This window comes from Parabacteroides sp. AF48-14 (genome assembly GCF_003477465.1).
GTDB lineage: Bacteria > Bacteroidota > Bacteroidia > Bacteroidales > Tannerellaceae > Parabacteroides > Parabacteroides acidifaciens.
Genome location: NZ_QUDI01000045.1, coordinates 1 through 20,494, shown reverse-complemented (window position 1 = coordinate 20,494; position 20,494 = coordinate 1). Strand labels below are relative to the sequence as shown.

The following is a 20,494-nucleotide window of genomic DNA, read 5'->3' as shown; positions in this document are numbered from 1 at the left end:
TATGAATAAAGGCATAGTAACATTTTCAGTATTGGCATTCCTACTTTGCTCCTGCACAGACAAAGAAGCGGAGGAACGCTTACCCGTGGTGGTAAATGTGTTCCTGAGAGCTACGGAACAGTACGATACCCGAACATCGGAGATACTTCTGTTCGACGCTGACGGCTATTTTGAGAGCCGCTATACCGACCAAATAACCGGCAACGGTATTAGGTTGAATACCGAAAGCGGAACGCACTATATCCTTGTTTTCATAAACACGGAGGATTATACCATCACCCCGCAGGTCTTTAAGCCGGGGCAAACGCATTACCGTGAGGTAACGGCCACCGCCCGGGCAGGTGACAATCCCTACCTGTGGGTTGGAAACTGTACGCGGCTATTGAAAGCCGGATCGTCCGATATTGAGATTATGCTGGAAAAAGCATCTTCCGTTATCGGCCTTACCGTCAACGGATGGACGCATAGGGAAACAGAGGCGGACATTTAGCGAAGCCAAAAAAATAAACGGGGTTATCCCTCTTAAGAAAAGACAGTATGAATATATTAAAAGAGAAAATTGCATATAACGGTTCGGGAGGAATAACAAGGATGTTATTGGAACGACTGAACGGATTTGATGCGGATCAAGATAACGATATGGTCTGCCGCGAGCAACTAAAGGGCCGGGTGGAATACATAGGCAGCAGCAACCACCACCGCCTGTTCTTTCTGTTGGAAGGCAAGATATACCTCAAAGGTGCGTTCTTGGGAAGAATCCTGCTTGACAAGCGGGAATTTATACTGCTTCCCCCGCATTGTGAGATAAGTTGCGCGACACTGCTGTCCTCGAATTATGTCATATTGGGCTGTACCGGCCTTCAAACAGGCGGTAACGTGTCGTTCATGGAAGCATTAAGAAATATCCCTTTCCGGGAGAAACCGCAAAACACCTCCCTTCCGATACGTGAGAAGCTGGGAAGGGTATTAAAAAGTTTTTTCGCCTATTTGACGGATGACAGTCATTACCCCGCCGTCTATGACGCGGTATTGATGCTTATGCGGTCATTTTATACGGCCGGGGAACTGGCTACGCTCTTTTTTCCGCTCCTGCATGAGAACGAAACGGTGGGAGAAATATAAAACAAATTAATGATGGAGATATATTATAAAAGCATTTCAGTAACTGACATCCTAACATCCGTAAGAAGTAATTTATGAACGGCTTTTTGCAGGAATTGATGAAAGAAACGTCGGCGAAGGTACGACAAATTGAGGCGACCGAGAAGGACACCCTGAAACGTTCCTTTGCCACGGCCCTCGCGTTGGCGGATGCCAATTCGAGGCTGAAAACCTTTATAATGGATTATGAGTTTTCCAGCGAGGAAGAAGAAATCTATTTCTTCAAGCAGACCAAGCCGCAACTTGTGTCGCAACTGATCTATCATTGCCAGGTGTACAACATCGAAATGAACCGTCCGCATGGCGGCATGGACATTCAGCGGGAATACCTGAACAAGGAGCTGGAGAACCTGCAGGATTATATCGACCGCCGTCCGGAGTTTTACAGTTACTACCGCCTGGGATCGACGCATAACGACGTCTGCTATTTTACGCGGGGCAAGTTCCGGATCGGGTTGCAATACCTGGAGCCTACCCTTAGCGAGCGTGAGCCGAGATATTCCACCAACTGCGATTACAAGCTGGCGAAGATACTGGCGAACGAGCGGCTGGAAATCCTGCTGAAATCCCAACTGGACGAACTGGAACATCCCGACGAGAAGCCGCAGCTGCTCTGGAATACAAAGAAGAAATACCTCATTGTGCTTTTATACGCCCTGGATTCATTTCGTGCCTTCGGCAAGATACCCCTTTCCCGGGTAGTCAAGGCGATGGAGCACTTGCTGGGCCTCGACCTGGGAAATTATACCAGCGTCTTTTCCGAGATAAAAGACCTGGATAATGTAACGGAGATTTTCGATTTGTTGAAAGACGCGCTTTTGCTCCGGATAGAACGGAGCCATACGAAAAGAAGGAGATAACGATACCGCGTAAGTGGTAACGGTAAGAATATAAACGAATAATGCCTGTGATGTAATAAATGGTAAAAATGAACTGTCGGCGTCCGATCTTGCGAAGCTATCCGCCTGCGGATGCCGGAAACTGAATATACGCTGTATTCTTTTTATCGGGGAAACTGACAATTAAACGGATAAACGAGGAAAACATGGCGCGATATTCATGCTTAATTTGGCGTGGAGTTGCGTTGTTCTCGTTTAAGGTATTTGTCAGTACCTCCCGATTCGGCGGCGTAATTTCCACGCCTCTTTTACATCGTCGGGAAAAACTGACAGAAAAATGGATAAAACAGGTAAAATTAAGACCTTTTCCTTCGTATCGTTGGACGGGTATGCGGCAAAGATGGGCGGAAGTATCGACTGGCTTACCGGCTATCCCCGGCCTTCCTCGGACAGGGACTACGGTTTCGGCGGATTTGCCGAGACGGTAGGTTGTGCCGTCTTAAACGGGATTTACTATGCAATGCTCCAGGCCACCGATATTTGGCCGCCACGAGGAATACGGACGAAAGTGCTGTTGCCGGATCACTCCGTATTGACACCGGGGCGAATGCCCGATTTTGTGCTTTTAAGGCCGGAGAGCGGTTTCGGGTATGTGGAGGCTGTCGAGGCGATCCGGCGTGAAACCTCCGGGGATATATGGCTGGCCGGTGACCGGGAACTGTTATCCCAGTTTATGGAACGCGGGCTGATAGACGAGATAACGGTAAACGTAGTACCCGTTATACTCGGAAACGGATATACGCTTTTCAGCCGTAACCGGATGGAACAGTATTGGGATATGGCCTGTTTTCAATGTTTCGATAACGGCGTGATGCAGATGCGTTATGTCCCCCGGACTTAGCCGGTAAGCACCCCTCTTTATATTTAACCGAGACCGGATTTAATAGAATATACATTTAATCCCTCCGGGCCTCGTTAGAAACCCGGAAATATTTACTCATAATTACAGGTTTGCAGTGTTCCTTCTCCGCCGTGCGACGAGCATATGCGGAAAAATACACTTCCCGGCATATAGACGGACTATGGACTCGTTAAAAAGAATCCGGGACACAACAACAGGCTTGTAAAGCGTGTTATTATTATCCGCATTTTACTCCCGTGAAGGATAAAAATGCGGACGGTAATATTTTTTTGAGTGCCCGACGGGGATTTGCTGTTTTTCGTCCGTAAGGAAAAACAGCCCGCTATCCCCTGAAAATAGAAGGCTTTCGCCACCTCCGGCAAAAATGATAACTGTGTCTTTCCTGTGTATTTTACTGCAAATTTCCACAAAAACCTCTTTCAGAATCCCCTCCCGGAGCCGTTCCCGGACGTGTTGATAAAAAAGTGATATGTGCCACAGTTTAAGGTAATTATAAACTTCCGACCTTTGCGAAATCAAAAACGAATCAGATATGAAACGAATCACCATTGACAGTGATGCCTATAAGTCACTTGCAGAAAAGATCGAGCGGATTTATAATTATATCGAGCGGCAGACCGAGAAGCGGGCCGTGCCGTCCGATCCCTCGACAGTATGGATAGATAACGCGAAGGCGGCCGAATTACTGGAGGTCAGTACCTGTACCCTCCAACGCCTGCGTTCTGCCGGGGAAGTAACCTATTCAATCCGGGGCGGCCGGGTACGCTACCGCCTTTCGGAGATCGAGCGGCTTATCGCTGGCCGTGTCTTTCCCCGTAGGGAAAAGAGTGACAACCTCTAAATAATCGTGCGATATGGGAGAGAATGAATTAACGACGTGGTTACAGGAATGGTTTGAACGTTTCATAGGACGGTTTGACCGGCTGGACACCAATTTGGAAAATATGTCGGGCAGGTATCATTTTTTAGGCGGCGAACGCTTTCTGGACAATCAGGAAGTGTGCCAGTTGCTCCATGTGAGTAAACGTACCTTGCAGCGTTACCGGTCATCGGGCGAATTGCCCTATCAGACCATCTACCATAAAACCTATTACCGCGAGAGTGACGTGGAGGCTTTCATTAATGCGAACTTCGCCAAAGGCGAAAATGAAGCCGACGACGAAACCTGCGAGGATGATTCCGCGGAGGGATAGGTTTTTATTTGTGCTTTGTCAGCGTCCCGTACAGTCGTGAGATTGGGCGGGACGCGTTTTTAATAAGGGGATATGCCATAAAAAAGGCGGGAACTTCCCGCCTTCCGGTTGGTATCGAAGCTGTCAGGCTCGACGGAATACGTGGCCGTCCTCAAACCAATAGTCGGTCATAAACAGGTCGCGGGCGAACTTTTCATAATCGAAATAGCTTAAAGCGAACTCCGGCAAGTCGTAGCACTGTTCGATAATCTCATAAGCGTAATCCTCCTCGTCCTTGTAATTACCCTGGTAATCGTCGCGGAACGAATCGATTAGTCCGTTTATATCTTCCGTATCCATATCACGGTTGCCGTCGTTCAGCCATATATAAAAGGCTTCCTGTTCATTTTCGTCCAATTCCGAGACGGCCTCGATCACTTCAAAGAGGTTATCCGATAACCAGCTTTCTCCGATAAGGGAGGACGGTATGTTTTCCCAATCCTGGAACATAAACTCGGCGTCCGGCTCGTCGCCGTGTAACTCATGGCAAGCCTCATAAAATTCTTCCTTATCGGAATAATCCGATAGGTCCAGCCACTTTCCATAAATGGAACCGTTGTTATACTTGGCATAGGTGCTACATAAATCTTTGCTTCTGATAAATTCTCCATAACCTTAATTTTTAGTACCGACCCTTGGGCCGGTTGTTTTTTACGGGCCCTCTTCCGGTGCAGTGGTTAGGGACTGTCAAGTTTTCACCGAACAAATACGCCATGTCCCGAAGGGATGTCGGAAGATTTTTCGGGTGAACCTCCGGCCGAAGGAACTTTACTGCCCGTTAAGACCACGTAAGCACTTTTGCCCGCGGAAATAACAACCCTTGCCGGGAGGAAGGCGGATAAGGTTATGGACTGACAGAAAGCGGGAAAAACGGCACTTATGTCTTGTGACGAGTTTCCGGAAAGTGGCAAGACCTTTCCATAAATACCGATGGAAGTAATAAGAAGGCTTGCCTTTCGGCGGCAAAGAGGCCGGGGCATAGAATATCCGGGATTGCCCTGCCGTCCTATAAAAGGGAAAGCGCACGGGATAACCTTCAAGGAAATTATAGCCGGGAACGGGACGAAAACGTATTCTGCCTTTCAAGGGCTTATAAAGGCAGCCTATGGGGACGGAAGAAAAGATATGACGGGTATATATGGCGTCAAGACGATTGCCGGAATGGATATAAAGGACGGCTGTTACGGTTTCATACGAACATTGATACCCGGCATAAGCCATTCTATATGCGGAACTTTTTGAAAAATCGCCTTGACCGTAGAAAGCGATAAGATATGGAGGATTCCGACGTATGGTGTCGTCCCGGAGTATCGATCCGGAAAAGAGGCAATGACAATCATCTTTCGGATGAATCCCCGCAAGGCTTGTCCGTGAAACGGGCAAATAAAAAAGGCGTCCGAAGCATAGCCCCGGACGCCACCACTAAAAAAATCAGTGAAGTTAAAGCAAACATCCCTATCAGCAATAACCGCAAAGATTCTTTCGGTGGCAAAGATAATGATTTACTTGGATTTACGTTTGCTTCCTGGCTTTCCTTTCTTCTGCTCGAAATCGAACACGGTCTTATAATCGGCATCGAAAGCAATGGCGGCATCGAAAGGCTTACCGGTCTTGCCGCTAATGAGTCCTTTAATGATCCCGGTCTTGCCGTTTGTCAGTAAGGATATAAGCTGTGTGTCGGATAACTCCTTTTTTGCGATGGTGCGCCATACGGTAAGCCCGCAGGCCTCGTTCTGACATTTGGCCACCTTATTAAAGATAACCACGTTGCCGCTCTTACATTTCGGGCAGGGGCATGACTGCAGGTTATCCTGCCGTGCGAAAGCCATATCCAGCAATTCGGCAGTGATTTGCGAGGCGTACACCTCTATTGAGCGATGGAACGCTCCGGCATCCATATCTCCCGTGCCGATCTTCGCCAGTGCCGCTTCCCATTGCCCGGTCATGGCGACATCGGCAATCTTCTTGTCGCGTACTGCCAGATAAACGGTCAGCCCTTTGTTGGTAGGTACAAGTGTTTTTTTCTCCCGCACGATGTATTCCCGCGAAAAGAGTGTCTCGATAATGGCGGCGCGGGTGGCCGGTGTCCCGATCCCCGCGTCTTTCATGGCCTCGCGTTCTTCCTCATTCTCTATTTCCCTGCCCGCGCTCTCCATCGCCGAGAGCAACGTGGCTTCGGTGTGCAGGGGCTTGGGTTTGGTCTGTCTCTCCTGCACTTCGACATCACGGACGGCCGGCTTATCGCCTTCCGTCAGATCGGGCAGTACGGTTAAATCCTCGTCCGTTGTTTCTTCCCGGTCGGCTCCGAAAACATTACGCCAGCCGGGATGTAACATGATACTGCCCTTTGCGACAAAGTGTACGCCGCCGGCTTCCAGCGTTACGGCGGTGTTCTCTTTGACGCAACCCTCTCCGAAGGCTTCCAGCATACGGCCCGCTATCATATCGTAAACAAGCTGCTGATCTTCGGATAATCCCCTCGCGGGATCTTCCGTAATAATCAGCGCATGATGGTCTGTCACTTTCGCGTCGTTTACCGGACGTGTCCCCGGCCGGGCGTCGATATAGCCGCCGAATTTGGGATGCGCCCGCAGGGTTGCGATCAGGTGCGGTATTTCCTCCATGACATCGGCGGATATATATCGGGAGCCGGTACGTGGATAGGAAATGAACTTGCTTTCGTATAATCCCTGCGCTATGGTCAGTGTCTTGTCGGCGGAAAAGCCGTGCCGCTTGTTAGCGTCCTTTTGCAGGGTTGTAAGGTCGTATAAGAGCGGCGGCTCCTGCCGGACTTCCTTCTTGACGACGGACGTAACGGTCAGTTCCCCGGCAGCTTTCACGATGGCGGCCGTCTGATCGGCGACGCCGCGGCTGTCATATTTATCCGCTGAAAGAACGGCAAACGCCGTCGCGCCTTTCCCGGTATGCACCTTTAGCCTGAAATAGGTTTGCGGGATAAAGTCCTTGTTCTCCAGGTAACGCGAGCAGATCATGGCCAACGTGGGCGTTTGTACCCGGCCCAGTGACCACGCGCCGCTTCCGGCGGAAATGGAGAGGGCTTGCGAGGCGTTGATGCCCACGATCCAATCCGCCTGGCTGCGTGCACGGGCGGAGAGATACAGGTTATCGTAATCGCTTCCCGGGCGAAGGGCCTGCATCCCCTCACGGATGGCCCGGTCGGTGAGCGAGCTTATCCACAAGCGGCGGAAGGAGGTATGGCATTCCACATAATTATATATGAAGCGGAATATCAACTCACCCTCGCGGCCCGCGTCGGTGGCGACTATAATTTCATCGGCCCGGTCGAACAACCCCTTTATAATCTTTAGCTGTTTGAGTGCGCCGGAATCGGCCTTATATTCTTTACCCTCCCGTACCTGCCGGGGGACAAGGGTAAATTCCTTCGGGAGTATCGGCAGGTTTTCCCGTCTGAAACCCGTAAAGCCGTAGGCTTCGGGCATGGCGAGTCCGACCAGGTGGCCGAACGCCCAGGTTACGGCGTATCCGCCACCTTCCATATATCCGTCCTTTTTGACGGTCGCGCCCACAATGGCGGCTATGCTCCGCGCCACGCTGGGCTTTTCTGCTATTATAACTTTCATTCTCTGATTTTTTTAGTGGTTATTAATCGGGATTACATTTTGCGTCCCTTGCCCGTGCTTTTCTTGGGGGCTGCCGGGGATTGCTTCTGCTCCCGCTCTTTTTTCATCTCGTCTTGTCGGGCAGTGGGATTAGTCTGCCCGGACTTCAACGGCTCGCCTTTACTTTGGGCGTGCTTGGTGGCTTCGTTGGTCTTACCCTCGTTGTTCACGGCCACTTGCGTTTTGTGGCTGTCCGCGGGTGTAACCTTGCGTCCCGCCCGTAACTCGTCGGGATGTTTCGAGGTATGGCGTACATGCCCCCTTTCCGGGTCGGGCCATACCCAGGCGTTGTATTTCTGTCCTTTCCAGTCGGCTGTCTCAATCTGTTGCGCCCCCTCTTTCTGTTTGGGTGGGGCCTGTTGCATACCTTCCACCCATACCGGTATGCCTTTACAAACTTTTTGGAACTGTTCGCGGGTCAGTTCCACGCCACCCTGAACGGGGCGAATCCAAATATCCCCGACTTTACGGGCTTTCAGCGGGCCATTCTCTTCGGCTTGTTCCCGTCTGGCCTGCCGTTCTTGTTGATACTGCTGTATCTGTTCAGGCGTAAAGCGGAAATCTATGTTACGGTTGGCGGCGTTGAATTGCCCTATACGGTCTATCTTGGACGGCTCCTCGCCCGGTTTTACCCGTTTGTCCATGCCCTTTATCAATATACTTCCGCCATGTTCAAATGTGGTTATCTGTTCCTGGGAGAGTACGGCATTTTTTATGGTCGGGCCGATCTTGATCTCGGAAGTAGGTACGGACTCGAAACGGTTGGTCAGCTTGTCAAGTGAGATAAGCGAGGGTATTTTCTCGCCTCCGGGTACGGGCTCCAAATCGAATACCCGTCCGCCGTTCCCCGTCTGTTTGAACTGCTCTATATCCTCCAGCGTGAATTTTACCCCCATATAGGGACTCTCGAAATCGGGCTGTTCCTGAAAGGGATGTGTTTGGATCTTGATGGAGCCGTCGGGTTGTTCCTGCAAGGAAAGTCGGGCTTTGACCGTTATTTCCTGTCCGTCAATCTCGGCCTTAATATCCACCAGACCGGGGGATTTATGCCCGTATGCCATCGCTTTGAGCGTGTCCTGTAACTGATCGCCCGAAAGCCCTAACTTTTCGGCATCCTTCCAATCGACTTTATTCAGGTCAAGCGGTTGGTACTTTCCCGGGGACTGTTCCTGCATCTGCCCGTCGGGTTTTACCTTGTAGGGTGCAAGCACCTTGTCATCGGGATTCATCTTGATGATCTTGTCCAGGAAAGCCGCAATCTTATCGACCGCGCTTCCGGCAACGGCATAAAGGCCCGTGTGTGACGGTTGCCGGTATTGCCCGGAAAATTTCTGCATGAAATTCTCTATCAGGTTTCCGCTGGGATTGACCTGAAAGAATTTGTCTGCGTTCTCTTTAGTGGGATCGACGGTGTTCAATTTACCGTCTTTCTCCATTCCGCTGACGGCTTTCAGTTTGCCGTCCTCGCCTTTGGTCAGTAAGACTTTAGGCTCTTCGTTTTTGATGTTCTCGTCCATGATTAAAATGGTTTTTAATTCTGCATTACTATTAATGCGGAACGAAGATATAGCTTAGTAATGAATTGATTGCAAGGGTTTTGACGGGTGGCAGCTTGTGGCTGGGAGTGGCTGGGATGTTTTTGTTATTTGAATTAGATTATTACTTTTCCCAAAAATAACTTTTGGGCTGATTTGGTATTGCCATGTGGCATACTAAGTTGTGTGAGAACACGAAAATACTTTTATCCTTGGAAAACAACAATATAAGTATATATAAACGACCAATATTTCAACTAAATATGGTATTTTTGCTAATCAAATAAGAAATAATGAGACGAATATTAGACTTTAATTATACGGAAGCGAGAACTTTCTTCTTAAAAGAAGAAAGTTATTGTGGTATTGATTTACCTAAGTATTTTACTTTTAATTTACTTTTGAAGCAAATATCAAAATACTTAAACAACAAGAATTTGTCAGGATTTTATTCTACTTATCATAATGAAAAGGGGAAATCCGTAACAAATTATCCCTGCAATTTTGAAGGTGTAAACTACAAATTCCTTAATAATAAAGATGGTAAATATGCTTGGCGTCCTTTGCAATTAATTCATCCGGCATTATATGTTTCTCTTGTTAATAAGATCACTGAAAAGACAAATTGGGAGTTAATTGTTACTAGATTTAGTGATTTTGGGAAGAATCCTAATATAAAATGTTATAGTATCCCTCTAGAATCTCAAGACAGTCAATCAGATAAAGCAAAAGCAGTTACTAATTGGTGGCAATCAATAGAGCAACAATCAATAGAGTTGGCTTTATTATATGAGTATGTTTTACATACAGATATTTCCGATTGTTATGGCTCCATTTATACTCATTCGATTCCTTGGGCAATTCATACAAAAGCCATTGCAAAATCTAATAGAGACGGAAATAGCTTAATAGGAAATATCATAGATAAACATTTGCGTGATATGGCTTATGGGCAAACAAATGGAATTCCTCAAGGCAGTGTTTTAATGGATTTTATAGCAGAATTAGTTCTTGGTTATGCTGATTCAGAGTTATCCCAGCGTATTCAGCAAGAAAACATTCAAGATTATCATATTATGCGTTATAGGGATGATTATAGAATTTATTCAAACAATCCGCAGACTGTAGAGTATATTGCTAAATTGCTTACAGAAATATTAATTGATTTGGGTATGCGACTGAATACTCAAAAAACGTTGATTTCTAATAATATCGTTAGAGACTCTATTAAGCCAGATAAATTATACTGGATTTCATCAAAACAAGGGGCAAAAAGCATACAGGAACATTTATTGTTAATACACCGTCTGTCAGAAAATTATCCGAATTCAGGAAGTCTCAATAAAGCGTTGATCAAGTTCTTTGATCGTATAAAGGGGCTTACAGAAATCAAACAGGATATTAGGGCTTTAATATCAATTCTCGGAGATATAATGTATAAAAATCCACGCGTATATCCTATTTCGTCTGCAATATTGAGTAAATTATTCTCTTTATTAAATAATCAGGTAGAAATAGATGAACTTTTGCAGCTTATATGTGATAAGTTTGCTAAAATACCTAATACTGGACATCTGAAAATTTGGCTACAACGTTTGACTATTAAAATTGATAGAAACAAGATTTATGATGAAAACCTTTGTAAGAAAGTAAATGATCCCAATGTGCAAATATGGAACTCCGATTGGTTGGGTAGTGCTTTAAAAAGTATAATAGAATTGACTCCAATTATTGATGAACAAGTTGTTCAAGAGATAAATGTTGTTATTAACAAAGAGGAAGTTCAACTATTTAAAATCGACTATGATGAGGAATGATTTATCTGAAAGAGAGCTTACTCCTTTTGATATAATATGGATTAAAAATATTACAAATAGTGAATATGGATCAGCATATATGAATGTTGATTCGGAATTTGTCCTACATTTTCCAAATAGACATTGTGGCAATATATTGAAACCTCAAAAAGGAGAAATCATCCTTCTATATCAAAATATTAATGGACACAAAGTATTTACACATTTAGTTACTCCTGTCAAAGACAAAATAGAAGAAGAAGGGGATAGAGCTAATTTTAGATATGGCAGAAAAGTAAGAGTTATCGCTCACACGCCTATTGATGACTTGATTTTTGTTTCGGACTCTCTTTGGAGTAGAGTTAATTTTCAAGGAATAAGTCAAGGAAATGCTTGTGAAATATCTCATATTTCAAAGTTAGGTATTTTCGACGATCTACTTCGTGATATATGGGTTCGATTTACTCCATTTTTCAAAAAAGACTTCTCTGACTCTATTCGTCTTGTTGAGAATATCTCTAAAGAAATTGATCTTAATGATCCTGATTTTGGTGTTACAGAGGGTAAAGAAAGACTCATCACACATATTGCACGAGAAAGAAATAAAGAAATAGTCTATAAGAAAAAGCAACAAGCATTAAAGCAAGGGCTTTTGAAATGCAGTGTGTGTGAGTTTTCTTTTATTGATAGTTTCGGTGCAGAGTTTATTGAATGTCACCATGTGAAACCTATATCTGAATCAGGAGAAACAACTACTAAATTGGAAGATTTGGAATTGGTTTGTTCCAATTGTCACAGAATGTTGCATCGGAAATTTGAAGGACATTTTTTGAGTATATGCGAACTTAAAAATAGAATTATTAAATATAAATTACTGCAAAACAAATGTAAGAATGAGGATAGATAGATGGTAATACACAGCATTATTTTTAAGATTATTACTGTGAGCATTTGAGAGAAATATATATACATGGATTATTTATTATTTGTAATAATATCCGTTGTAAATATGGTAAGTTTGATTTGTTAGGCTCGTAACATTTAAAAGGGAATAAATTGTGTTTTAGTAAATATAATGGGGCTGATTAAAAAGAATTGACAATTCTCTTTCTTGTAGGTATCTGTATAATAGGAACATTTATTTTTCAACCTTTTTCAACCCCACCATTATATTATTCCTCTTTAGGCAATAAGTGGCAAAGGTCCGGATCATCCTTTATTCGCTGTATCTCATCCTCGACTATCTGCCTGGCCTCGGCTCTGATACGCTCATAATTCTCCTGTATCTGTTCTTTCATCCTGTCCACGCCGTTCTCGTCGGTAAAGTCCGTGATAACGGGTATTTTCTTATAAGCCTTTTCCTCTGTGGCTACCCGCTCATTATCCACCACGATCTCGGCATGAAAAATCTTTTGCTCTATCCGCTCCGAAAAGCTGTCCGCTACCGCCCCGACGAACATACCCTGGGTCAGATTGGAGATTTTCGACGGAGGTATGAGGCTGTCCATTTGTGTGGAAATGGAGGTTGATTTATCATTGCGGTTAATGGTCATGGACTGGCGTTTCTGCAAAACCTTCCCGAAGCGGTCGGAGAGTGTTTTCGCCGTATCTCCTACAACCTGCCCCGAGAAGATGTTGCCTACGGTGTTCATTACGACGGCGGCCTCCTTGTCCCCGTAATCGCGCTTTAGCTGCGAAAAGTCCTGGAAACCGAGTAGCACGGCAACCTTGTTGCTTCGTGCGGTGGCAATCAAATTATCCAGTCCTTTAAAATAAATAGTCGGTAGCTCGTCTATTATGACACTGCACTTTAGCTGTCCTTTCTTGTTAATGAGTTTTACGATGCGGCTGTTATATAACCCCAGTGCCGCCCCGTATATGTTCTGCCGGTCGGGGTTGTTGCCGACGACAAGTATTTTCGGGTCGTCCGGGTTATTTATATCCAGGCTGAACTCATCGCCGCTCATGACCCAATAAAGCTGTGGGGAGATCATGCGCGAGAGCGGGATTTTCGCACTTGCGATTTGTCCCTGGAGCTGGTCGGCCGCCCCACCGAGCCACGCATCCATGAAGGGTGACAGGTAGTTTTCCAGTTCCGGGTATGAGGTGAGAATCGGAAAGATTTTCTCGTAGGGTTTATTCAGGAACTCGACTGCGTGGGGGAACGTGCAATATTTCCCGTCTTTATATATCCGCAAGAACCAGATAATCGCCGCGAATAAAATGATCGGTGACTCGACAAAGAAGTCGCCCTGCTTGCTTACCCAGGTGCGATTCAGATTTAACATGATCGTATAGCTGGACTCGTAGGCATCCGAAATATCCTCCATGAAGGCGGGATTGATCGGGTTACAGCGGTGCGAACGGGAAGGGTCGTCAAAATTAATCACGTAAAACGTGGGTGTTTTGGCGTACCCCTCCCGGTTGTTCAAAAGATGGTTATAGGCAATGGTGGACAGGTCGGGAAATTTGAAATCGTAGATGTACATGGCGAATCCTTTCTCTATATTCTGCTTAATGTACTGATTGACCACACAGTAACTCTTGCCGGAGCCGGGCGTTCCCAGGACGATGGACGCACGAAAAATTGAAACGACATTGGCGAAACCCTTGTGCCACTTCTTTTTATAGTAGAACCGGGTCGGCAGATTCACGGAGTATTCATTCTCTATCAGCCTCGTTTCCTGCATGAACGATTCGTTCTCGGTATTGAACACATCGTCGAACATATTGTTTTTCAGCAGGCGGGATAGCCATATACCGCCCATGAGCAGCAGGATATAACCGGCGGTCATTGTAAAGACGTAAAATCCCGCATTGGCTTCCGGCGGGAGCGGCAGGGAGAGCAGCCACCAGTTCAGGAAAAACAGGATAAAGCCCGCGGTAAGGGCGGCAATAATTTTCGTCCGGGTGATCTTCTCGTCTTTGACGCCCCGTGTCCCGAGACAGGAAAGCGCGAGAAAAGCCACCGCGAAAAGTTTAGTCCAGAGGATCGAGGTAAACAGTCCGGCGGTACGGTTAAAATTCATCAGGATTCTATCTATCACCCCGATATTGATTCCCCACTCATGTATGGCCCCGTAACAGAACCAGTACACGTTAATCACTACGAACAATATGGATAGGGCGCGCATAAAGTCCATGACTTTAGCCAGTCCGCGAAGATCATCTTCATTTTGCATAATCTTAAAATTTTAATGGTTTGAGATACTTGTCGTTTACATCTGCCTGCCGTACCGCCGTTTCTTCTTTTTCCGGCGACGGGGTGCGGGCGGATTTTCATTTTGCCCTTCAAATTCGGGCGTAAATACGGAGAGCAGGCCGCCCGCAGCGATCATGTCCGGCAGTTCCGTTACGGACTTCTTACCGGCGGGGGCGGTCGCAGGCTTCCGCGCCGGAGCGTGCAGATCCTCGCGGTGCGTATCATTAGCAAAGCGTTCGTTCAAGGCATTGGCCGAAAACTCCTTTCCCAGACGGGAACCGTTTATCACCGTGCGGCTGTTATGGTCGATGAAAGTAGCCCCGTATATGCGCCCCGTATCATTTCGACGCAATACCAGGTCGATACCTTTCTTTTGCAGGGCTTCCCGTAACCGGCTTTCGGTGCGGGCATTTTGCAGGGCCTCGGCTACTGTGGCCTTTGTCCCGGCAACTGCCTTACCGGACTTTATCATCTCACCGGATTCCTTCATACGTTTGTCCAGCGCGGCGATGCCCGCCGTTTTTCCCAAAAGGGAGGATTTAAGCGGCTTGCCTGCACGTTTACCGTCAGCATCCAGAGCCGAGTAAACCAGCCCTTCGTATCTGTTCCCCTTGTTATTCCCCTCGACTTTCTCTATACCTATATTATATAAGGAGAGCAGGGCACGGTATTCGGCAAAGGATTGGAAACGGTACATTTCCGATAGCGGTTTTATAACCCCGGAGATTTGCTTCTTAAGATTTCCCGCCGCGGCGTCTACCGGGGTGAGCCGCCACGCCTCGCCCTGCTTCTGCCCCTTGGCCGGTAGCAGGTTAAAGTCCTTTTCCAACTGCGCCACAATCCGGCTGCTTCGGTCTTTCTCGAATTTGTCGGGTACAAGGGAACCGTCCGTTCTCACGCGGGTAGTGACCAGGTGGATATGCCGGCGGTCTATATCCTCATGTTTGAAGATCATATACGGCTGGCCGCCGTAGCCCAGGCGTTCGAGATACTGCCGCCCCAGGTCGGTGAGCTGCACGTCGGTCAGCTTGTCGTCCGGGTGGGGATTGAGCGAGATATGTACGACGGGCTTTTTCGTGCGGATATGCGAAGGCATGAAACGCTCGAAATCCTCCGCGCAGGAATACGCGTTGAACTTCCCGTCGGCAGGCTCCAAGACTAAATTGCACCCCAAAACCTTCCCTTTATCCCCGTCCACTTTCTGTTGGTTGTAAGCCAACGCGCCGTATAAATTGCTCCCGTGATTGATTTTTGCCACCATACCGTTATCCGATTTTGGCTTTGAAATCCTCGCAAAGTGCCAGTACCAGGCGTCCGATCCCGGCCAGTTCGATAGTCTGTTGCTCCAGTTTATAGAGCAATGACAACGCTTTTTTCTCTCCGAAAACGGTGTGAAGCTGCTTAACGACCTGGTTGTAATTCGTCCCGACCGCACGGATCTGCCCGTAAAAAGCGGTCAGCTTGGTGACGAACTCCAGTGCCGTCGCGTCCGTTTTCACTACCCGGAACTCGTCGCCGAAGATACGGGCGGCGATAAAAGCGGAGAGCGAGGCGAGCCCCGATTGCTCGTACATGGAGAGAAAAGCGGCGTGTTGCTGCCCGGTCAGGTTCACGGTCAGACGGTGAAACGCCGGATCGTCTTTCGGGGGGCGTCCCCCTTTACCCCGCCTGCGGGGTACATTCTTTTGATTCATAACACAGATTTTTTAAGTGATACATAAATCCGTTACGGCCCGGCCGTCCGATCGAGCGACTGACTCCGGAAGGTAGCGACGCCCCCCGGCAGGGGCAAGAGGTTACTTGCTGCAAAACTTGTTTTGCGATGCAAATAACACATCTTGCTATTTGCCCAAATGCAAATGGATTTTGCCCTGCGGAGGGGCAAAGATTACCCTTCATATTAACGGGTAAGATTTGTTCCGGGAAGGGCGTTGTAGGGAGGGGTACTACAACTTAAAATGCCCCGGACGATTAGCCGTAACGTTTCATGCCGCAAAGTTATCGGCTTATCTAATACGCTGTATCACAAAACACTGTGCCACTCAAAGCCACAAGCGACCACCTCAAAAAAACATAGTGAAAGTGCCAAAAAGAAGTGTTTTATTTGCCTTGGGAAATGAATTAATGATTTGGTTTGGCAGGGCGATTAATGAGTAAACAGGTCGGGAAACAGTTAGTTGGAGATTGAAGTCCATACTCCCGTATTGTCGTATTGTCGTACTGCTGTACTGTCGTATCGGCTAAAGGGTGTCCGTCAGAACCGAAACGAATAAATGAAGCCCTGTCTTGCTATTTATAAACTGGTTTAAAAAAGTGCCGATTGAATGGTACGGTAAAATAATTCAATAACAATTAAAAACATTGGAACAATGGAAAATCAAGAAAGTAAAAAGGAACCGATGTATGTAGCTTTCTCTACACAGAAGGGTGGAGCGGGCAAAACCACACTTACCGTTTTGGTTGCAAGTTACCTGCATTATGTCAAAGGCTATACGGTAGCCGTGATCGACTGCGATTATCCGCAGCATTCGATCGCCGAAATGCGCGAGCGGGATTTTAAAACCTGCGAAAATGATGAGTATTATAAAGGGATGCTGTACGAACAGTTTCTGCGTTTGGAAGAAAAGAAAGCCTATCCGGTGATTGAAAGTGATACGAAAGAAGCGCTGAATGAAGCCGAGGATTTGATAAAAGAAGGAGATTATGATTTTATATTTTTCGACCTGCCCGGAACATTGAATAACGAAGGTCTGGTACGTACTATTGCGAGTATGGATTATATCGTGGCTCCTATTTCCGCCGACCGCCTTGTGTTGGAAAGTACCCTGGATTATCTTATTTCCGTGAGAGATAACATAGTCAATACCGGAAAATCCAATATTAAGGGTATTTACCTTCTTTGGAATCTTGTGGACGGGAGGGAGAAATCAGAACTGTACGAAGTCTACGAATCGGTAATTAAGGAATTGGATTTACCCTTGCTTAAAACATTTATCCCGGACAGCAAACGTTTTCGGCGCGAACAATCCGCAAGCCATAAATCCCTATTCCGGTCTACGCTGTTCCCGGCAGATAAATCCCTTGTGAGAGGGTCCAACCTGGATGTACTGGCAGATGAACTTTTAGGACTCTTTAAATGACTGCCATGAGTAAAAAAGTGGATACATCGGGTATTGATGCGGCAATGGTTATTGGTCAGGCCAAAAAGAGTAACCGGGTAACCTCTCCCGTGCCGGCTCCGGATCCCCTGTCGGAACCGGAGTTAATATCCGAACCATTGCCGGAGATTGAAAGGGAGAGTGAGGGGGCAAAAGAGCGGGAGCGGTCCAAGCGCAAACGCACCCAGGTGGCAAACTATAAAGAAACATTCATAAAACGCAATGAAATGAAGTTGCGTCAATGTGTCTATATCAGCCATGAGGTACATTCGGTTATCACGAAACTTGTCAGGGCTTTGGCCGATGCCGGAAATGATATAACCGTCGGTGGCTACATTGATACGGTAATGAATGAACATTTGCAACTCCATAAAGAGGAAATCAACGCACTGTACCGTGAACGTCAGGGTGACCTGTTATAATAATGTATAGTCATGGGACGATATTTCATTTATGCGATTCTGCTGTACGCCCTTGTGGTTGTAATTTACCTGTTGTGGGAGCGAAAGGTAAAGCGCGGGAAGAACACCGCACGAAAAAAGGGTTATAACCTCTTCCACCCTGTCCCGAAAGAGGATATAATCGGAAAAAGCAAATTTACCCTGCGCCACTCGCAGCCACAAGCTACCACTTTGGAAATCAATGAAAAAGCGATTGAAAATGCGGTTATATTTGCAGGCGATAACGGGCAAACCGACCCGCGGGGCATTCCGGCGGCAGTCCTTCGACCCGCAGGTGAAACGGGCACTGTTCCCGAAAACTCGGAAGCTGATTCAGGCGAGATAGATATAGTTATCGAAAACGAGCCGGAGGGGGAATCAGATACCGGGGAAGAAGGGGATTTGGATGTTTGGGAAACCGAAGGGACGGAGGATGAAAGTTCGGGTGGCCGGGCAACGGGCATCGGCTTCGAGGAACTGGCGGGAATGGCGCGGACGGTGGCGAACGCCGGGCGTGCCACCCCACGGGAAAGAGAGGAAGCCGGGCGGGTACTTGCCGAGGTGCGGATGACTGACATAATAGGCCAGATCGCGCCTGACGAACCAAAAAAGAAAGTGGTGTCCGCCCTTATGGACGACTACTTCGCCGCCTACTACCGTCTGCGGGAAGCCGACCCCGCACCGGTGGTAAAAGCCCCTGCCGATTTTGACGTGCGCGGCTTTGCCTGAATTAAGTGAAATCAAAAAAGTAAGAAACAATGAAACAGAGAGATTACGGATAGCCATGCGCCGTTCGACCACTGAAAAAATCAGAGAAGTAATTAGTAAACAAGAATCCCGGCGGTCAGGGGGAATCATCCCACCCCCTGCCGCCTTTAAAAAATCAAGCAATGAATAAAAAGAAATTCTTTTTGTCGGCGGTCGTTCTTATGGCTGCCGCGGTGAACGCCTTCGCGCAAGGCAACGGAGTAGGTGGTATTACCGACGCCACCAATATGGTGACCTCCTATTTTGATCCGGGCACGAAACTGATCTATGCGATTGGCGCGGTCGTCGGCTTAATCGGCGGCGTCAAGGTCTACGGTAAATTCTCGTCCGGCGATCCCGACACCGCAAAAACCGCCGCCAGTTGGTTTGGCGCATGTATTTTCTTAATCGTAGCGGCAACGATTCTTCGTTCCTTCTTCCTGTAAGCCAATATTATACACTGTAAGTTATGGAGTATAATGTAAATAAGGGTATTGGAAAAAGCGTCGAGTTCAGGGGACTTAAATCGCAATATCTGTTCATCTTCGCGGGAGGCCTGCTATCCGTATTCGTGGTCTTTATCATCATGTACATGATCGGTATCGGCCAATGGATATGTATCGGTTTCGGACTCGTCGCCGCCTCGGTGCTGGTATGGTTTACTTTCCGCCTGAACGCCCGGTACGGGGAACACGGGTTAATGAAGATCATGGCCAAAAGCCGTCATCCGCGTTACCTTATCAACCGGCGCAACGCACGCCGCCTGTTCCGATGCCCGAAGAGAAAGGAGGCGGCCCATGCGTAACGTAATGAAAGCCGCCACGATCGAGAGCAAGTTCCCGCTGCTGGCTGTCGAGGGGGATTGCATCATCAGCAAGGATGCGGACATCACGGTGGCCTACCGGGTGGACTTGCCGGAACTCTATACGGTGACCGGTGCCGAGTACGAGGCGATACACTCCGCCTGGAACAAGGCCGTAAAGGTGCTTCCCGATTATACCGTTATCCATAAGCAGGATTGGTTTATACGGGAAAACTACCGGCCCGCCGCCGATCAGGGAGATATGAGTTTCCTCTCCCGCAGCTTCGAGCGGCATTTTAACGAGCGGCCCTATTTAAACCATACCTGTTTCCTCTACCTGACAAAGACGACAAAGGAGCGGATGCGTATGCAGTCCTCCTTTTCGAGCCTTTGCCGGGGAAACATCATCCCCAGGGAGGTAAACAGGGACACGACGGTAAAATTCCTGGAGGCGTCCGGCCAGTTCGAGCGTATCGTAAACGACAGCGGTTTTGTGAGATTAACCCGGCTGACATCGGAGGAAATAACGGGCACGCCGGAAAGCGCGGGGCTGGTGGAAAAATACTTTGCCCTGTCGCTTGATGACACGACCTGCCTGGAGGATATGGAACTTGGGGCGGACGGTTTGCGGGTGGGGGATAAAAAGGTCTGCCTGCATACGGTTTCCGACGTGGAGGACTTGCCGGGAACGGTCGCTACGGATATGCGTTACGAACGTCTGTCCACCGACCGGAGCGACTGTCGTCTGTCGTTCGCCGCGCCTGTCGGCCTGCTGCTGTCCTGCGACCATATCTATAACCAGTACATCTTCTTGGACGATTCGGCCGAGAACCTGCGGCGTTTTGAGAAATCCGCCCGTAATATGCACTCCCTTTCCCGCTACTCGCGGGGCAACCAGATCAATAAGGAATGGGTGCGATACGTCGCTGTGTAAGTAATTGTTAAACTTAGATTTAACCCGTTGTTTCGTCAACGGTAGCCTATGGACAGATGCACCAATAGTAATATACTGTATCAAA

General features: G+C 47.6%; 18 protein-coding genes and 2 pseudogenes. 14 read left to right on the top strand and 6 right to left on the bottom strand.

Features of this window, described 5'->3' with window-relative positions; translation table 11 throughout:
* Position 1 precedes the first annotated feature (1 nt).
* The 6 genes from DW083_RS17945 (at position 2) to DW083_RS17910 (ending at position 4,115) form a co-directional block, all read left to right on the top strand.
* On the top strand, positions 2-490 hold the full coding sequence (locus DW083_RS17945; RefSeq protein ID WP_147382160.1) for a FimB/Mfa2 family fimbrial subunit: 489 nt from the start codon (positions 2-4) through the stop codon (positions 488-490).
* A 47-nt stretch (positions 491-537) separates the two neighbouring features.
* Complete coding sequence (locus tag DW083_RS17940) at positions 538-1,122, top strand: hypothetical protein (RefSeq protein WP_122333338.1); 585 nt, start codon at positions 538-540, stop codon at positions 1,120-1,122.
* Positions 1,123-1,196: 74 nt separating this feature from the next.
* Complete coding sequence (locus tag DW083_RS17935; RefSeq protein WP_122333337.1) at positions 1,197-2,021, top strand: RteC domain-containing protein; 825 nt, start codon at positions 1,197-1,199, stop codon at positions 2,019-2,021.
* A gap of 316 nt (positions 2,022-2,337) precedes the next feature.
* A complete protein-coding gene (locus tag DW083_RS17925) occupies positions 2,338-2,901 on the top strand; it encodes a dihydrofolate reductase family protein (RefSeq protein ID WP_122333335.1) in 564 nt (187 codons plus the stop codon).
* A gap of 553 nt (positions 2,902-3,454) precedes the next feature.
* On the top strand, positions 3,455-3,763 hold the full coding sequence (locus DW083_RS17915; RefSeq protein ID WP_122333333.1) for a helix-turn-helix domain-containing protein: 309 nt from the start codon (positions 3,455-3,457) through the stop codon (positions 3,761-3,763).
* A 13-nt stretch (positions 3,764-3,776) separates the two neighbouring features.
* Positions 3,777-4,115, top strand: a complete 339-nt coding sequence (locus DW083_RS17910) for a helix-turn-helix domain-containing protein (protein WP_122333332.1) — start codon at positions 3,777-3,779, stop codon at positions 4,113-4,115.
* Between the two features lie 123 nt (positions 4,116-4,238).
* Here the strand turns inward: DW083_RS17910 and DW083_RS17905 are convergent.
* The 3 genes and pseudogenes from DW083_RS17905 to DW083_RS17890 form a co-directional block, all read right to left on the bottom strand.
* Positions 4,239-4,765: pseudogene (locus DW083_RS17905) on the bottom strand (antirestriction protein ArdA).
* Between the two features lie 891 nt (positions 4,766-5,656).
* A complete protein-coding gene (gene topB, locus DW083_RS17895) occupies positions 5,657-7,756 on the bottom strand; it encodes a type IA DNA topoisomerase (RefSeq protein ID WP_122333330.1) in 2,100 nt (699 codons plus the stop codon).
* A 32-nt stretch (positions 7,757-7,788) separates the two neighbouring features.
* Positions 7,789-9,312, bottom strand: a complete 1,524-nt coding sequence (locus DW083_RS17890; protein ID WP_122333329.1) for a DUF4099 domain-containing protein — start codon at positions 9,310-9,312, stop codon at positions 7,789-7,791.
* A gap of 311 nt (positions 9,313-9,623) precedes the next feature.
* Between DW083_RS17890 and DW083_RS17885 the strand changes: the two genes are divergently transcribed.
* The gene (locus tag DW083_RS17885) at positions 9,624-11,147 is read left to right on the top strand and encodes an RNA-directed DNA polymerase (protein WP_122333328.1); all 1,524 of its coding nucleotides are present in this window, start codon (positions 9,624-9,626) and stop codon (positions 11,145-11,147) included.
* Positions 11,134-12,033 carry an HNH endonuclease gene (locus DW083_RS17880; protein ID WP_158582138.1) on the top strand — a complete coding sequence of 300 codons (900 nt, stop codon included), beginning with the start codon at positions 11,134-11,136 and terminating at the stop codon, positions 12,031-12,033. The genes DW083_RS17885 and DW083_RS17880 overlap by 14 nt, the downstream gene beginning before the upstream one ends.
* 265 nt (positions 12,034-12,298) lie before the next feature.
* Here the strand turns inward: DW083_RS17880 and mobC are convergent, their stop codons facing one another.
* The 3 genes from mobC to mobA are packed head-to-tail and all read right to left on the bottom strand — an operon-like array spanning position 12,299 to position 16,022.
* Positions 12,299-14,308 (bottom strand): conjugal transfer protein MobC, encoded by a 2,010-nt coding sequence (gene mobC, locus DW083_RS17875; protein ID WP_122333326.1) that lies wholly within the window; start codon positions 14,306-14,308, stop codon positions 12,299-12,301.
* A gap of 36 nt (positions 14,309-14,344) precedes the next feature.
* Positions 14,345-15,589, bottom strand: a complete 1,245-nt coding sequence (gene mobB, locus DW083_RS17870; RefSeq protein WP_122333325.1) for a conjugal transfer protein MobB — start codon at positions 15,587-15,589, stop codon at positions 14,345-14,347.
* A 4-nt stretch (positions 15,590-15,593) separates the two neighbouring features.
* Complete coding sequence (mobA, locus tag DW083_RS17865) at positions 15,594-16,022, bottom strand: conjugal transfer protein MobA (RefSeq protein ID WP_122333324.1); 429 nt, start codon at positions 16,020-16,022, stop codon at positions 15,594-15,596.
* 675 nt (positions 16,023-16,697) lie between these two features.
* Here mobA and DW083_RS17860 point away from each other — a divergent pair.
* The 6 genes and pseudogenes from DW083_RS17860 to DW083_RS17835 all read left to right on the top strand — a co-directional run.
* Entirely contained in the window at positions 16,698-17,468 is a 771-nt protein-coding gene (locus DW083_RS17860; RefSeq protein ID WP_122333323.1) for a ParA family protein, read from the top strand.
* A 5-nt stretch (positions 17,469-17,473) separates the two neighbouring features.
* Entirely contained in the window at positions 17,474-17,908 is a 435-nt protein-coding gene (locus tag DW083_RS17855; RefSeq protein ID WP_233552274.1) for a DUF3408 domain-containing protein, read from the top strand.
* 12 nt (positions 17,909-17,920) lie between these two features.
* A complete protein-coding gene (locus tag DW083_RS17850; protein ID WP_122333321.1) occupies positions 17,921-18,655 on the top strand; it encodes a hypothetical protein in 735 nt (244 codons plus the stop codon).
* A gap of 161 nt (positions 18,656-18,816) precedes the next feature.
* Positions 18,817-19,119, top strand: a complete 303-nt coding sequence (locus DW083_RS17845) for a DUF4134 domain-containing protein (protein WP_122333320.1) — start codon at positions 18,817-18,819, stop codon at positions 19,117-19,119.
* Between the two features lie 23 nt (positions 19,120-19,142).
* Positions 19,143-19,478 (top strand): DUF4133 domain-containing protein, encoded by a 336-nt coding sequence (locus DW083_RS17840; RefSeq protein WP_122333319.1) that lies wholly within the window; start codon positions 19,143-19,145, stop codon positions 19,476-19,478.
* Positions 19,471-20,391, top strand: a pseudogene (locus DW083_RS17835) (TraG family conjugative transposon ATPase); the annotation flags it as partial. The gene DW083_RS17840 and the pseudogene DW083_RS17835, both read left to right, overlap by 8 nt.
* Between the last annotated feature and the right edge of the window lie 103 nt (positions 20,392-20,494).